This window comes from Sphingopyxis sp., from assembly GCF_035998905.1.
Lineage (GTDB): Bacteria > Pseudomonadota > Alphaproteobacteria > Sphingomonadales > Sphingomonadaceae > Sphingopyxis.
The window spans coordinates 84304-97756 of record NZ_DASYHG010000006.1; the positions used below are offsets into that span (position 1 = coordinate 84304).

At 65.4% G+C, this 13453-nt stretch carries 16 protein-coding genes, 1 tRNA gene and 1 other RNA gene; 7 read left to right on the forward strand and 11 right to left on the reverse strand.

Features of this window, described 5'->3' with window-relative positions; all coding sequences use genetic code 11:
- Window positions 1-84: 84 nt before the first annotated feature.
- On the reverse strand, window positions 85-387 hold the full coding sequence (locus tag VGN62_RS01110) for a hypothetical protein (RefSeq protein ID WP_327450323.1): 303 nt from the start codon (window positions 385-387) through the stop codon (window positions 85-87).
- A gap of 142 nt (window positions 388-529) precedes the next feature.
- Between VGN62_RS01110 and VGN62_RS01115 the strand changes: the two genes are divergently transcribed.
- Entirely contained in the window at window positions 530-1258 is a 729-nt protein-coding gene (locus VGN62_RS01115; RefSeq protein WP_327450325.1) for a 2OG-Fe(II) oxygenase, read from the forward strand.
- Window positions 1259-1277: 19 nt separating this feature from the next.
- Here VGN62_RS01115 and VGN62_RS01120 read toward each other — a convergent pair.
- The 9 genes from VGN62_RS01120 to VGN62_RS01160 form a co-directional block, all read right to left on the reverse strand.
- Window positions 1278-1352: transfer RNA gene (locus tag VGN62_RS01120), tRNA-Val, on the reverse strand.
- Between the two features lie 161 nt (window positions 1353-1513).
- Window positions 1514-1786, reverse strand: a complete 273-nt coding sequence (locus tag VGN62_RS01125; protein ID WP_037510426.1) for an HU family DNA-binding protein — start codon at window positions 1784-1786, stop codon at window positions 1514-1516.
- A gap of 172 nt (window positions 1787-1958) precedes the next feature.
- Window positions 1959-4355, reverse strand: coding sequence for an endopeptidase La (lon, locus tag VGN62_RS01130; protein WP_327450327.1), 2397 nt, complete (start codon window positions 4353-4355; stop codon window positions 1959-1961).
- Window positions 4356-4491: 136 nt separating this feature from the next.
- The gene (locus VGN62_RS01135; RefSeq protein WP_327450329.1) at window positions 4492-4827 is read right to left on the reverse strand and encodes a YbaB/EbfC family nucleoid-associated protein; all 336 of its coding nucleotides are present in this window, start codon (window positions 4825-4827) and stop codon (window positions 4492-4494) included.
- The gene (locus tag VGN62_RS01140; protein WP_327450331.1) at window positions 4824-6542 is read right to left on the reverse strand and encodes a DNA polymerase III subunit gamma/tau; all 1719 of its coding nucleotides are present in this window, start codon (window positions 6540-6542) and stop codon (window positions 4824-4826) included. The genes VGN62_RS01135 and VGN62_RS01140 overlap by 4 nt, the downstream gene beginning before the upstream one ends.
- A gap of 43 nt (window positions 6543-6585) precedes the next feature.
- Window positions 6586-6683, reverse strand: an RNA gene (ffs, locus tag VGN62_RS01145) — signal recognition particle sRNA small type.
- A gap of 38 nt (window positions 6684-6721) precedes the next feature.
- Window positions 6722-7594, reverse strand: coding sequence for a class A beta-lactamase (gene bla / locus VGN62_RS01150; protein WP_327450333.1), 873 nt, complete (start codon window positions 7592-7594; stop codon window positions 6722-6724).
- A complete protein-coding gene (locus tag VGN62_RS01155) occupies window positions 7594-7932 on the reverse strand; it encodes a 2Fe-2S iron-sulfur cluster-binding protein (RefSeq protein WP_327450455.1) in 339 nt (112 codons plus the stop codon). Before VGN62_RS01155 ends, bla begins: the two co-directional genes overlap by 1 nt.
- Window positions 7929-9032: a cysteine desulfurase family protein gene (locus tag VGN62_RS01160; RefSeq protein ID WP_327450335.1), complete on the reverse strand. Its 1104-nt coding sequence runs from the start codon at window positions 9030-9032 to the stop codon at window positions 7929-7931. Before VGN62_RS01160 ends, VGN62_RS01155 begins: the two co-directional genes overlap by 4 nt.
- A gap of 140 nt (window positions 9033-9172) precedes the next feature.
- Here VGN62_RS01160 and VGN62_RS01165 point away from each other — a divergent pair, with 140 nt between their 5' ends.
- Window positions 9173-9829, forward strand: coding sequence for an alpha/beta hydrolase (locus VGN62_RS01165; RefSeq protein ID WP_037510410.1), 657 nt, complete (start codon window positions 9173-9175; stop codon window positions 9827-9829).
- Window positions 9830-9866: 37 nt separating this feature from the next.
- Here the strand turns inward: VGN62_RS01165 and VGN62_RS01170 are convergent, their stop codons facing one another.
- The gene (locus VGN62_RS01170) at window positions 9867-10031 is read right to left on the reverse strand and encodes a hypothetical protein (RefSeq protein ID WP_171013324.1); all 165 of its coding nucleotides are present in this window, start codon (window positions 10029-10031) and stop codon (window positions 9867-9869) included.
- Between the two features lie 112 nt (window positions 10032-10143).
- On the opposite strand from VGN62_RS01170, the gene rpiB reads away from it, so the two are divergent.
- The 5 genes from rpiB to VGN62_RS01195 are packed head-to-tail and all read left to right on the forward strand — an operon-like array spanning window position 10144 to window position 13320.
- Window positions 10144-10596, forward strand: a complete 453-nt coding sequence (gene rpiB / locus VGN62_RS01175; RefSeq protein ID WP_327450339.1) for a ribose 5-phosphate isomerase B — start codon at window positions 10144-10146, stop codon at window positions 10594-10596.
- Complete coding sequence (glyA, locus tag VGN62_RS01180; protein WP_327450341.1) at window positions 10593-11900, forward strand: serine hydroxymethyltransferase; 1308 nt, start codon at window positions 10593-10595, stop codon at window positions 11898-11900. Before rpiB ends, glyA begins: the two co-directional genes overlap by 4 nt.
- A gap of 5 nt (window positions 11901-11905) precedes the next feature.
- On the forward strand, window positions 11906-12124 hold the full coding sequence (locus VGN62_RS01185) for a hypothetical protein (protein WP_327450343.1): 219 nt from the start codon (window positions 11906-11908) through the stop codon (window positions 12122-12124).
- Between the two features lie 3 nt (window positions 12125-12127).
- A complete protein-coding gene (gene nrdR, locus VGN62_RS01190; RefSeq protein ID WP_327450345.1) occupies window positions 12128-12595 on the forward strand; it encodes a transcriptional regulator NrdR in 468 nt (155 codons plus the stop codon).
- Window positions 12592-13320, forward strand: coding sequence for an RNA methyltransferase (locus VGN62_RS01195; RefSeq protein WP_327450347.1), 729 nt, complete (start codon window positions 12592-12594; stop codon window positions 13318-13320). The genes nrdR and VGN62_RS01195 overlap by 4 nt, the downstream gene beginning before the upstream one ends.
- Window positions 13321-13453: the final 133 nt, after the last annotated feature.

Here is a 13453-nt window from a genome sequence, read left to right on the forward strand (position 1 = left end):
GCCGGCCGCATGTTTCGACTGTGTATCGAGTCCGGACGATCATCGCAAAATCTCGTTGCGACGAAAGCCCGGTTCACGGGAATGTCAGGGTTTACGTCCGACAATCCGGCCGGTGCGGGCATCGACATAGACGACGACCACCTGGTTGCCGTCCATGAATTTCAGCGCATAGATCATACGGCCCGCGTCGAACTGTGGCCCGCCGAGATAAGTCATCTCGTTGTATGGCGGGCGCGAACGAATGTCGGCGACCAGCCGGTTGAGCGGGATCACCTGCCCCTGCGCCGCGGCTTCGCGGAGATTGTCCTGGTCGCGGTCGCCGCGGGCGGCCGCGGGCGCGGCGACGAGCAGCGCGGCGGTCAAAGCAAAGATGGTCGTGCGGATCATGGTCGAACGATAGGCCCCGCGCATTGAATAACCGATGAATAGCCGGGTCAACCTTCGTTTATCCAGCCCCCCGCGTTTGCACATAGCGCCTGGCGGGCGCAAGATATCCAATTTTAATCGCGATATGCTATCGCGGCGGACGATGAGCGACGAAGAACTCAAAGACGCGGCCGGCGGGCCGCTCGACCGATATTGCGACCCGAAAACCCTCGCCTATGTCGGGATGATGGTGCGTCAGCGGCTTTCCGCCATGCCCGGCGTCGATCGCGTCGACGTGCCGGGCGCCGACATGTTCATCGTCCCAGGCTTCCTGACCCGCCGCGACTGCAAGGCGATCGCACAGGTCATCAACAGCCGCGCCGTTCCTTCGACCTTATATCGCGGCGCCGACCGGCCGGGCATGCGCACCAGCTTTACGCATCATTTCGACCGCGACGATCCGCTGACGGTCGATGTCGAGGCCTATATTTCCGAGCTGATCGGGATCGACAATGATTATTCGGAAGCGATGCAGGGCCAGCGATACCAGGTCGGCCAGCAATATCGCCATCACTACGACTTCTTCCCGACGGGCGAAGGCTATTGGCAGCATGAGGCGGTACGCGGCGGGCAGCGGACCTGGACCGCGATGGTGTCGCTCACCGAACCCGGAGAGGGCGGCGAGACGGATTTCCCGCGGCTCGGCATCGCGCTGCGCCAACAGGCGGGGACGCTGATCCTGTGGAACAATATGGACGCCAACGGGCGACCGAACCTCAACACGCTGCACGCCGGCATGCCGGTGAAGCGCGGAGTCAAACATATCATCACGAAATGGTACCGGCAGGAGCCGTGGCGCATCCTGAATCCGGTCAATCCACCCGCCTATTGACCGTCGACCGGCCGGCGGATGGTGGGCGCGACAGGGATTGAACCTGTGACCCCACCCGTGTGAAGGGTGTGCTCTACCGCTGAGCTACGCGCCCGTTCCGGTACGGGCCGAAGCCCGGCGTCCGAAAGCCGGACGTCCATAGCCGTTGCGACGGTGATTGCAACGGACATTTCATCGAAATGACCGGCTTAAACAAATCGGGCCGCGGCTTTCACCGCGGCCCGAGATGTTTTTCACCAAAAGGTGCCGTCGAACTTAGTTGACGGCGTCCTTGAGGGCCTTGCCGGCCTTGAACTTCGGCTGGTTCGACGCCGCGATGGTCATCGTTTCGCCGGTGCGCGGGTTGCGGCCGGTCGATGCCTTGCGCTTGCTGACCGCGAAGGTGCCGAAACCGACGAGACGGACTTCGCCGCCCTTCTTCAGCGAACCAGTGATCGCGTCGAACACGGCTTCAACCGCCTTGCTCGCATCACCCTTGGTCAGGCCGCTCGAGTCAGCGACGGCGGCGATCAGGTCTTGTTTGTTCATGCCTAAGGAACCCCTGCAATGTGGTTGGTTTAATGATTCTCATGGCCCGAAGCCATGGCGCGCCACTAACGATGTTTCGCCCCGGCTTGTCAAAGCAAAAAAGGGAGAAAAACGCCCCAAAACGTCGATTTTGCGACGAATTTGGGGCGAATTGCCGTGAAGCGGGTCGGACTCAGTGACGAATCGTCGTTTCGGGGTCGTTTCCGGCCGCGATCGGGGGCGATGCAGCCAGCTCGTCGGCTTCGGTCCATTCGATCGGGACGACCGGCGAGACCAGCGCCTCGGCGAGCACCTGGTCAACGTGGCTGACCGGGATGATCTTCAATCCGCTCGTGATATTCGCCGGGATTTCAACGAGGTCCTTCTCATTTTCTTCCGGGATGAGCACGGTCTTGATGCCGCCGCGCAGCGCCGCAAGCAGCTTTTCCTTGAGGCCCCCGATCGCGAGAACGCGGCCGCGTAGCGTGACTTCGCCGGTCATCGCGACATCGCGGCGCACCGCTATCCCGGTCAGCGTCGAAATCATCGCGGTGACCATGCCGACGCCCGCCGACGGACCATCCTTCGGCACCGCGCCTTCGGGCAGGTGAATGTGGATGTCCTTGCGCGCGAACAGGCTGGGCTTGATGCCATAGGCAGGCGCGCGCGCCTTCACGAACGATAGCGCCGCCTGCACCGATTCGGTCATCACTTCGCCGAGCTTGCCGGTGGTGCGGACCTGCCCCTTGCCCGACGCGGTGACCGCCTCGATCGTCAGCAATTCGCCGCCGACCTCGGTCCACGCGAGCCCGGTAACGGCGCCGACCTGGTCTTCCAGATCGCCCATGCCGTGGCGGAACTTGCGCACGCCCGCGAATTCGGCAAGATTCTCCGGCGTCACGGTGACGCTTTCCGCCTTGCCCTCGAGGATGCGGCGCAGCGCCTTGCGTGCGAGGCGCGCAATCTCGCGTTCGAGCGTGCGGACGCCGGCTTCGCGGGTGTAATAACGGATGAGGTCGCGCAGGCCTTCCTCGGTCAGCTCGAACTCGCCGGCCTTCAGCCCATGCGCTTCGACCTGCTTCGCAATCAGGTGCAGCTTGGCGATCTCGACTTTCTCGTCCTCGGTATAGCCTTCGAGCCGGATGATTTCCATGCGGTCGAGCAACGGCTGCGGCAGGTTGAGCGAGTTCGCGGTGGTGACGAACATGACGTCGCTGAGGTCGACATCGACTTCCAGATAATGGTCCTGGAACTTGCCATTCTGTTCGGGGTCGAGCACCTCGAGCAGCGCCGACGCCGGATCGCCGCGGAAATCCTGGCCCAGCTTGTCGATCTCGTCGAGCAGGAACAGCGGGTTCATCGTGCCGGCCTTTTTGAGGTTGGTCACGATCTTGCCCGGCAGCGAGCCGATGTACGTCCGGCGGTGGCCGCGGATTTCGGCCTCGTCGCGTACGCCGCCCAAGGACTGGCGCACGAATTCACGCCCCGTCGCCTTGGCGATGCTACGGCCGAGCGAGGTCTTGCCGACGCCCGGAGGGCCGACGAGGCAGAGGATCGGCCCCTTCAGCTTGTTCGTGCGCGCCTGCACCGCGAGATATTCGACGATCCGGTCCTTGACCTTTTCGAGCGCATAATGGTCGTCGTCGAGGACGGCTTGCGCTTTGGCGATGTCCTTCTTGAGCTTCGACTTCTTGCCCCACGGCAGGCCGATCAGCGTGTCGAGATAGTTGCGCACGACGGTCGCCTCGGCCGACATCGGCGCCATCGCGCGCAGTTTCTTGAGCTCGGCGTTCGCCTTCGCCTTGGCTTCCTTCGACATTTTGAGGCTGTCGATCTTGAGCTGCAGCTCGGCGAGGTCGTCGCCGCCCTCGCCGTTATCGTTGCCGAGTTCGCGCTGGATCGCCTTCAACTGTTCGTTGAGATAATATTCGCGCTGGCTCTTTTCCATCTGGCGCTTCACGCGGCCGCGGATCTTCTTTTCGACCTGCAGCACGCCGAGTTCGCCTTCCATGAAAGCGAAGACCATTTCGAGTCGCTTCGACGGCGCATCCTCGACGAGCAGCGCCTGCTTGTCGGAGACCTTGATGTTGAGATTGCCCGCGACCGAGTCGGCGAGGCGCGAGGCATCCTCGATCTGTGACAGCTGCACCGCGGTTTCGGCGGGCATCTTCTTGTTGAGCTTGGCGTAATTTTCGAACTGATCGACGACCGAGCGCATCAGCGCGGCGGTATCGACGCTGTCGTCGACCGTGTCGCCGATCGGCTTCACGCTCGCCATCACCGTCTTGTCTTCATTGGTGAGCGCGAGCAGCTTTGCGCGCTCCTTGCCCTCGACGAGCACGCGGACGGTGCCGTCGGGCAGCTTCAGGAGCTGGAGCACGGTGGCGATCACGCCGACGTCGTACAGATCGTCGCGCTGCGGATCGTCCTCGCCCGGATCGAGCTGCGCGACGAGGAAGATTTCCTTGTCGCTTTCCATCGCGGTTTCGAGCGCGGCGACCGAACGGTCGCGGCCGACGAACAGCGGCACGATCATGTGCGGGAAAACGACGATGTCACGCAGCGGAAGAAGGGGATAAGATTGCGTCATTACGGCTCCTGGACGGGCGCCGCGACCGGGCGCACCGCCCTTCTTATAGGTGGTTCTTCGCTAATATGGCGTAACTTCGCACGCATTCAATGTCGCTGTGCTGAACAGCGGGGCCGGAGCCGGGGTTGGGGCCGACTCAGAACGGCAGCTTGAAGCCCGGGGGAAGCGGCAGGCCGCTCGTCATCTTGCCCATTTCCTCGTTGCTCGCCGCATCGGCCTTTTCGCGCGCGTCGTTGAACGCGGCGGCGAGCAAATCTTCGAGCATCTGCTTGTCCGAGGGAACCATGAGGCTGTCGTCGATCTGGATCGCCTTGATCCGGCCCTTCGCGGTCGCGGTGATCTTCACCAGCCCCCCGCCCGACACGCCCTCGACCTCGACGCTGTCGAGCTTCGCCTGCGCCTCCTGCATCTGGGCCTGCACGGTGGCAGCGGCTTCCTGCGCCGCCTTCATCATTTCTTCGATCGATTTCATGGGTTGGACCTATGGCGATTGTCGTCGCCCTCGACAAGCCTCGCGTCAGGAAAAGCCGCCAGAGCGGCCTTCACGACGGGCAGTTCGCGGATTCGCGCGTCATTGTCGGCGAGCGTCGCGGCGCGGATCTGGCCGAGGCTCGGCCGCCCTTCGCCCTCGCCCGCCCGCACTTGCCAGCGGCTGCCGGTTTGCGCGAGCAGCGCATCGCCCAGATCGCGCGCGAAGGACGCGCCAAGCGCGGCGACCGGCGCGAAAACGAGATTGCCGGGCTCCAGTTCGATGATTCGCATATGATCGTAGACATCGACCGCAAGCCGATGATTTCCCGTGCTTTCGAGGAGCTGGTGGATCTGCGCGACCGTCAGCGCCGACGCGGGCGTTTCGGCGCCGGTCGCAGCCGGCGCTTCGACTGCGGCGGCCGGCGCCGCCGCCATGCTTTCCTGCCCGGCGGGCGCCACCGGCGCGGCGAGCGGCATCGTCGGCACCCCGCCTTTTTCGAGCAGCTTCGCAAGCTCGCCGGGGTCGGGCATCGACGCGGCATAGATAACGCGCAGCAGCAGCATTTCGAGATGTTCGAGCGGATTGTTCGCGCGGAGCACCTCGTCATGCCCCTTGAGCAGCAACTGCCACAGCCGGTTGAGCGGCGCGAAACCGAGCTTCTGCGCCCAGTCGCCGATGCGCTCGCGGTCGGCGTCGGCGAGCGCGGGGTCGTCGTGGCGCGACACTTTGGCGAGGGTGATCGCGTGCGTCAGGTCCATCAGCCCGCGCACCATCGCGACAGGCTCGATCCCGAGTGCATATTGCGCGCGGGCGAGGTCGATCGCCGCGCCCGCATCGCCTTCGAGGACCGTCGCCATCAATTGCGCGATCGAGGTGCGGTCCGAAAGGCCAAGCATCACGCGGACCTGGTCGGCGCCGATCCGGCCGCCGCCGTCAAGGTCGGCATGCGCGATCGCCTGATCGAGGATCGACAGGCCGTCGCGCACCGATCCTTCGGCGGCATTGGCGATCAGCCAGATCGCGGGCGCTTCGGCCTCGACGCCTTCCTTCTGCAGGATCGCGCTGAAATGCGCGAACAGCATGTCGGGGGTGATACGGCGCAGGTCGAAGCGCTGGCAGCGCGACAGCACCGTCACGGGCACCTTGTTGACCTCGGTCGTCGCGAACAGGAATTTGACGTGCGGCGGCGGCTCTTCGAGCGTTTTCAGCAGCGCGTTGAACGCGTTACGCGACAACATGTGCACTTCGTCGATGATGTATATCTTGTAGCGCGCCGACACGGCAGCGTAACGCACCGCCTCGATAATCTCGCGCACATCGTCGACGCCGGTGTTCGACGCGGCGTCCATTTCGATCACGTCGATGTGGCGCCCCTCGGTGATCGCGCGGCACGGTTCGCACACCCCGCACGGATCGATCGTCGGCCCGCCCTGCCCGTCGGGGGCGATGCAGTTGAGCGCTTTCGCGATCAGGCGCGCGGTCGACGTCTTGCCGACCCCGCGCACCCCGGTCATCAAAAAGGCATGCGCCAGCCGGTCGCGCGCGATCGCGTTGCCGAGCGTACGCACCATCGCATCCTGCCCGATCAGTTCGGCAAAGGTTTGCGGGCGATATTTGCGGGCAAGGACGCGGTACGGGCCGGATGACGGCTGCGGCGCGGTCTCGGGCAGGTCCATTTCCAGCATCGGGGTTTCGTCGTCGGCGGAATCGCTCATGCGCCCGTCTTAGAGGCCACTCGCGCCGTTGTCGAAGGGGGAAATGGGTGGGAGCCGGAACGACCCGCAGCGAATTCGTTGCGGCTGCTTCCTTCCGGACCTGACCGGGTTGGCGAAGACTGCGTCCGCCCGACTCCCGCCGCGCATATGGCGGGGACGAAGCCGAAATGCAAGGGCGCCTAGGGCAGGTCCTGCACCACCGCCCGCGCGACGTCGGCGATCACCGCGCTGGCCTCATCGCCCTTGACCGCGGGGCGGTCGAGATAGACCGCGATCATATATTTTGCACCGCCGGGCTCTTCGACGAACGCGACGTCGTTATAGGCGGTGCCGCATGTCCCCGTCTTGTCGCCGGCGACCCAGCCCTGCGGCAGACCACCGCGGATGCGCTTCAGCCCGGTCTCGCTCTCGATCATCCAGCCGCGCAGCGTTTCGCGATGCGCGGCGGCCAGCCAGTCGCCATAGACATAGCCCGCCGCGCTCTTCGCGATCGCCGCCGGGCTCGTCGTGTCGCGCACGTCGCGGGGGGCATTTTCGTTGAGTGTCGGCTCGTTGCGGTCGAGCCGGGTGACCCGGTCGCCGCGCCGGTGGGCTTCGGCGGTGAACGCCGATGGACCGCCGATATGCGCGAGGATCAGGTTGGCGGCCGTGTTGTCGCTCAGCACCACCGCGTCGCGTGCCGCGAAGCTGAGCCGCTGTTCGCCGTGCCCGTTCGCGCCGAGCAGCTTTTCGGTGCCGGGCGAATAGGTCACGAGGTCGGCGTGCGTGAACGGCAACGGCGTGCGCAGCGACACGCCGTCGGCAGCGCGCGCAAGCACCTGTCCCGCGAGCAGCAGCTTGAAGGTCGAGCACATCGCGAAGCGTTCGTCGGCGCGGTGGCCGAACAGCAAAGCGCCGCGCGCATCGGTGACTGCAACGCCGAGCCGGCCGCCGCTACGCCGCTCGATCGCCGTCACCGCCTTCGCGAGGATCACCGAATCGCCCGTTGCCTCGCGCGGCGACGTCGCGCAGGCGGAAGTTGCGAGCAGCGCGGCCGCAAGCAGCATCCGCATCAGCGCGGCCCCTGCATGTTGCGGCTTTCAGCCGGGATATGCACGGTCAGCCCGTCAAGGTCCGCGGTCAGTATGATCTGGCACGACAGCCGGCTCGTCCGCCGCACGCCCGCCGCAAGGTCGAGCATATCCTCTTCCATCTCGCTTGCCGGCGGCAGGCGATCGAAATCCTCTTTCGCGACGATGACATGGCAGGTCGAGCACGCCATCTGGCCCTCGCATGTGCCTTCGAGCGGCATCATGTGCGCCTGCGCCACGTCGAGCAGGATCGAGCCCGGCTCGGCCTCGGCCTCGGTGCGCTCCTTGCCGTCGGCGTGGACGAAGGTCACGCGCATCAGTTCACTCCCTGCAATCGCGCGGCGTCCCTGATCGCCTGCAGCCCGTCGCGGAGTTCCTGTTCGGACGTATAGCGCCCCCAGCCGAGGCGGATCGAGGCGCGCGCGTCGGCCTCACTCACCCCCATCGCGCGGAGCACATGGCTGACCTTGCCCGACCCGCTGCCGCACGCGCTGCCGAGCGAGAAGGCGACATTGCGCGCGTCGGACATCAGGCGCAGCCCGTTCACCCCCTCGCGCCGGATATTGAGATTACCATGATAGCGCCGGTTCGCGTCGCCGTTGATCGTCCATTCGGGTAGCAGGTCGAGCGCGAGCGACCAGAGGCGCTCGACATGCTCCGCGTCGGCGTCGAAGCATTCGGCCGCGAGCGCTGCGGCCGCGCCGAAGCCCGCGCAGAGTGCGGGCGAGACGGTGCCCGAACGCATCCCCTGTTCCTGCGCGCCTCCGAACATCAGCGGCGGCAGGTCGACCCCATCCCGGACCCACAGCGCGCCAATCCCCTTCGGCCCGTGGATCTTGTGCGCCGACAATGCGATCAGGTCGGCACCCTCGGGAATCGCGACGCGGCCATAGCCCTGCACCGCGTCGCAGAGCAGCAAGCTGTTCTTCGCGTGCGCCGCGGCGGCGAAATGGGCGACGGGCTGGATCGTCCCGACCTCGTTGTTCACCAGCATCGTCGCGACGATCCCGCCTTCGGGTATCAGCGCGTCGTCGGGCGGCAGCGCAACCCCTTGGCAATCGACCGGCAAAATCGTCGCGTTCAGCCGCTCGAGGCATTGCAGCGACGCCGCATGTTCGATGCTGAGCCCCGCAACCCCGCCGGGCATCGCCTCGGCGCCGCGCAGCAACGCCCAGTTGAGCGCCTCGGTCGCGCCCGAGGTGAAGAAGACGCGTCCGCCCTTGGGTAGCAGCTCCGCAACCTGATCGCGCGCGACCTCGACTGCGGCAGCGGCGGCGCGCCCGGCCTTGTGCGTGCTCGAAGGATTGGCAAAGCCCCCCAAATCATTGGCGCCCTCCCCCGGCCCTTCAAGCCAGCGCAGCATCGCCTCGCGCGCCTCGGGAGCGAGCGGCGTAGTGGCTTGATAGTCGAGGTAAATCATCCGGTGCGGAAGTCCTTATTGCGAACGATTCGCAAAAGTTGCATGTTGAGACCTATTTTCTATATAGGCGCCATCCTCGCTCCGCCACCCCGCCGCTCCGGCGAATCGGTGGCAAGCCCCAGAAACATAAAGGTGCGCCCATGCCCGACGTCATTTTCCCCGGCCCCGAGGGCCGCATCGAAGGCCGTTTCTCGCCCCCGCCGCGCCCGCGCGCGCCCGTCGCGCTGATCCTCCACCCGCACCCGCAGGGCGGCGGCACGATGAACGACCGCATCACGCAAGCGATGTACAAGAGCTTCGTCGCGCGCGGTTTCGCGGTGCTGCGCTTCAACTTCCGCGGCGTCGGCCGCAGCCAGGGCACGTTCGATAACGGTATCGGCGAACTCAGCGATGCCGCTTCGGCGCTCGACTGGGTTCAGTCGATCCATCCCGAAGCGCAGACGACCTGGATCGCGGGCTTCAGCTTCGGCGCGTGGATCGGCATGCAGCTCTTGATGCGCCGCCCCGAAATCCGCGGCTTCCTGTCGGTCGCGCCCCCGGCGAACATGTACGACTTCAGCTTCCTCGCTCCCTGCCCCTCGTCGGGCATCATCGTCGCGGGCGGGCAGGACGAAATCGTGCCGCCGAGCGCGGTGCAGAAGCTGGTCGACAAGCTGCGCACGCAAAAGGGCATCACGATCCATCACGACGAAATCCCGCGCGCGAACCACTTCTTCGAACATGAGCTCGACCAGTTGATGAAGTCGCTCGACAATTATCTGGATATGCGGCTCGCGCCCGATTCGCCGATCCGCTGACGAAACCATCCTCCCTGTCGCCAAGCGGCGGGGAGGATTATTTCACCGGCACCAGCCAGATCGCGACATTCGCGAACATCACGAGCGCGGCGACGAGCATCAGCAACGCGCGGCGGCGATCTCCCTTGCGAAAGATAATAACGGCACCGCCGGTCAAAAGCACGCCGGTGAGCATCAGGATGGACATGATCGTGTCGGACATGGCGCGGCTTTATCGGCGCCGTCACAAATTTGCCACCTCGCTTATGGCCAATCCGTGCGGCTTCGCCTAAAGGGCCGACATCGATTCCCTTAGACGCCGCGGGAGCCGCACCATGCGCATCGCCATCGCCTCCGATCACGCCGCTTACGAGCTGAAAGCCGCGCTCGCCGACTGGCTGCGCGAAGCGGGCCATGAAGTCGAGGATCTCGGCACCAACGGCCCCGACAGCGTCGATTACCCCGATTATGGCTACCGCCTTGCCGAAGCGATCGCCGAAGGCCGCGCGACGCGCGGTGTCGCGCTCTGCGGATCGGGGATCGGCATCTCGATTTCGGTGAATCGCAACCCGGCCGCGCGCTGCGCGCTCGTATCCGAACCGCTGTCGGCGAAGCTGTCGCGCGAGCATAATGACGCGAACGTCATCGCGATGGGCGCGCGCCTGACCGGCATCGACATGGCCAAGGCGTGCCTCGATGCGTTCCTGACCACCGAATTCGCCGGCGACCGCCACGCGCGCCGCGTCGACAAGCTTTCCAACCCGCCCCAACTGGAGACCAGCCGATGACCACAGACACGCTCGACAAGCCCATCAAATCGGCCGGCTATTTTACCGACGGCGTCGACACGGTCGACCCCGCCGTCGCTGCGGCGATGAAGCATGAGCTGGAACGCGAACGCTACCAGATCGAGCTGATCGCGTCGGAAAACATCGTCTCGAAGGCGGTGCTCGAGGCGCAGGGTTCGGTCTTCACCAACAAATATGCCGAAGGCTATCCCGGCCGCCGCTATTATCAGGGCTGCGCCCCGTCGGACGAGGTCGAGACGCTCGCGATCGACCGCGCGAAGCAGCTGTTCGACTGCGGCTATGCCAATGTCCAGCCGCATTCGGGCGCACAGGCGAACGGCGCGGTCATGCTCGCGCTGACCAAGCCCGGCGCGACGATCATGGGCATGAGCCTCGATGCCGGCGGCCACCTGACCCACGGCGCGGCGCCGGCGATGTCGGGCAAATGGTATAATGCGGTGCAATATGGCGTGCGGCCCGACGATCATCTCGTCGATTTCGACCAGGTCGAGGCGCTGGCGAAGGAACATCGCCCGACATTGATCATCGCGGGCGGCTCGGCCTATCCGCGCACCCTCGACTTCGCGCGCTTCCGCAAGATCGCCGACGATGTCGGCGCGCTGCTGATGGTCGACATGGCTCACTTTGCCGGCCTCGTCGCTGGCGGCGCGCACCCGTCGCCGATGGAACATGCACATGTCGTCACCACGACGACGCACAAGACGCTGCGCGGCCCGCGCGGCGGCATGATCCTGACCAATGACGAAGCGATCGCCAAGCGCATCAATTCGGCGGTCTTCCCGGGCCTTCAGGGCGGCCCGCTGATGCACGTCATCGCCGCGAAAGCCGTGGCCTTCGGCGAAGCGCTGCGCCCTGAATTCAAGGATTATGCGAAGGCGACGATCGCCAATGCCCAGGCGCTCGCGAACCGGCTGAAGGCACGCGGTGCCGATGTCGTCGCGGGGGGCACCGACACGCACCTCGCGCTCATCGACCTGCGCCCGCTCGGCATCACCGGCCGCGACGCCGACGAGGCGCTGGAACGCAGCGCGATCACCTGTAACAAGAACGGCGTTCCCTTCGACCCGCTGCCGCCGGTGAAGACCAGCGGCATCCGTGTCGGCTCGCCCGCCGGCACCACGCGCGGCTTCGGCATCGCCGAATTCGAGGAAATCGGCGATATGGTCGCCGACGTACTCGAAGCGCTGCGCGACAAGGGCGAACATGGCGATGCCGATGTCGAAGCCGATGTTCGCGGCCGCGTGCGCGCGCTGTGCGAACGCTTCCCCATCTATCAAGGCTGATAAGGATGGCGCGCCAACATCCCGAGGAACCGACGCTGGTCGAAGTGACGATCGAGGAGGTCAAGGCGATGGGCAAGCAAGGGCTGGCCCATCCCTCGACGCGCCCGGTGCTGACCGGTGGCGCGGTCGGTGCCGTCGTCGGCGCCGTGCTGCCCGTCGTCTCGTGGCCGGTCGGCCTGCTCGCCGGCGCCGCGATCGCACTCTATTCGCGGGTGAAACGCTGACCCATGCGTTGTCCGTACTGCGGCCATGAAGACAGTCAGGTGAAGGACAGCCGTCCGACCGAGGACGGCGCGGCAATTCGCCGTAGGCGGCAGTGCGAGGATTGCGGCGCGCGCTTCACGACCTTCGAGCGGATCCAGCTTCGCGAAGTCGGCGTTCTCAAGGCCGACGGCGGCCGCGAACCCTTCGACCGCGAAAAGCTGATGCGCAGCATCCAGATCGCGTGCCGCAAACGGCCGATCGACGGCGCGCGCATCGAGCGGCTGGTGTCGGGTATCCAGCGCCAGCTCGAAACCTCGGGCGAGAATGAGGTCAAGGCGCAGCAGATCGGCGCGATGGTGATGGAAGCGCTGAAGGGCTTCGACAATGTCGCCTATATCCGTTTCGCCAGCGTCTATCGCGAATTTACCGAAGCCAAGGATTTCGAGGAGTTCGCCTCCTCCATCACCGAGGCGGCACGGCCGATCAAATGACCGCGGCCGCTCCGCCTCCCGTCATCGTCCTCGTCCGTCCGCAGCTTGGTGAGAATATCGGCAAGGCGGCGCGCGCGATGCTCAATTTCGGGCTGACCGAACTGCGCCTCGTCGCCCCGCGCGACGGCTGGCCCAATCCCGACGCAGGTCCGGCGGCTTCCGGCGCCGACATCGTGCTGGCCGAAGCGCGCATTTTCGACACGCTCGCCGATGCCGTCGCCGACTGCACCACAATCTATGCAACGACCGTGCGCAAGCGCGGCGTGACCAAGCCGGTGCTGACGCCCGAAGCGGCCGCGAAAGAAGTCCATGCGAGCGCGGGCCGCTCGGCTTATGTCTTCGGTGCCGAACGCTCGGGCCTCGAGACCGACGATGTGACACTCGCGCACAAGATCGTCACCGTGCCGATCAACCCCGCCTTCGCGTCGCTCAACCTCGCGCAGGCGGTGATCCTGCTCGCCTATGAATGGTCGAAGGGCGTCGCCCTTGCGAGCCCGCCCGAAGTGCCGCTCGCCCCCCCGGCACCGCACGCCGAGATGGAAGAACTGATCGGACACCTGGTCCGCGACCTCGACGCCAGCGGCTATTTCTTCCCGCCCGAACGGAAAGAAATGACGCTGCGGACGCTGCGCACCGCGCTCACCAAGACGGGTTGGTCGTATAATGATATCCGGATGATGCACGGCATCATCACGTCGCTGGGTCGCACTCCCCGGGCGCGATAACGACGTCGCTCCGCTGGCCGCCGATGCCCGTAAGTCGATGGATCGAGACAGGAATTGACAATCGATTTTTGACATGCTGCATGTCAAATCATCGCTTGCCCCGGTCATGACGGCCGGGCTGGCTGCATTCCCC

Bases quoted from the DNA above. Each gene is read 5' to 3' on its own strand.
- VGN62_RS01110 (WP_327450323.1), bottom strand. From the start codon at position 387: ATGATCCGCACGACCATCTTTGCTTTGACCGCCGCGCTGCTCGTCGCC.
- VGN62_RS01115 (WP_327450325.1), top strand. From the start codon at position 530: ATGAGCGACGAAGAACTCAAAGACGCGGCCGGCGGGCCGCTCGACCGA.
- VGN62_RS01125 (WP_037510426.1), bottom strand. From the start codon at position 1,786: ATGAACAAACAAGACCTGATCGCCGCCGTCGCTGACTCGAGCGGCCTG.
- lon (WP_327450327.1), bottom strand. From the start codon at position 4,355: ATGACGCAATCTTATCCCCTTCTTCCGCTGCGTGACATCGTCGTTTTC.
- VGN62_RS01135 (WP_327450329.1), bottom strand. From the start codon at position 4,827: ATGAAATCGATCGAAGAAATGATGAAGGCGGCGCAGGAAGCCGCTGCC.
- VGN62_RS01140 (WP_327450331.1), bottom strand. From the start codon at position 6,542: ATGAGCGATTCCGCCGACGACGAAACCCCGATGCTGGAAATGGACCTG.
- bla (WP_327450333.1), bottom strand. From the start codon at position 7,594: ATGCGGATGCTGCTTGCGGCCGCGCTGCTCGCAACTTCCGCCTGCGCG.
- VGN62_RS01160 (WP_327450335.1), bottom strand. From the start codon at position 9,032: ATGATTTACCTCGACTATCAAGCCACTACGCCGCTCGCTCCCGAGGCG.
- VGN62_RS01165 (WP_037510410.1), top strand. From the start codon at position 9,173: ATGCCCGACGTCATTTTCCCCGGCCCCGAGGGCCGCATCGAAGGCCGT.
- VGN62_RS01170 (WP_171013324.1), bottom strand. From the start codon at position 10,031: ATGTCCGACACGATCATGTCCATCCTGATGCTCACCGGCGTGCTTTTG.
- rpiB (WP_327450339.1), top strand. From the start codon at position 10,144: ATGCGCATCGCCATCGCCTCCGATCACGCCGCTTACGAGCTGAAAGCC.
- glyA (WP_327450341.1), top strand. From the start codon at position 10,593: ATGACCACAGACACGCTCGACAAGCCCATCAAATCGGCCGGCTATTTT.
- VGN62_RS01185 (WP_327450343.1), top strand. From the start codon at position 11,906: ATGGCGCGCCAACATCCCGAGGAACCGACGCTGGTCGAAGTGACGATC.
- nrdR (WP_327450345.1), top strand. From the start codon at position 12,128: ATGCGTTGTCCGTACTGCGGCCATGAAGACAGTCAGGTGAAGGACAGC.
- VGN62_RS01195 (WP_327450347.1), top strand. From the start codon at position 12,592: ATGACCGCGGCCGCTCCGCCTCCCGTCATCGTCCTCGTCCGTCCGCAG.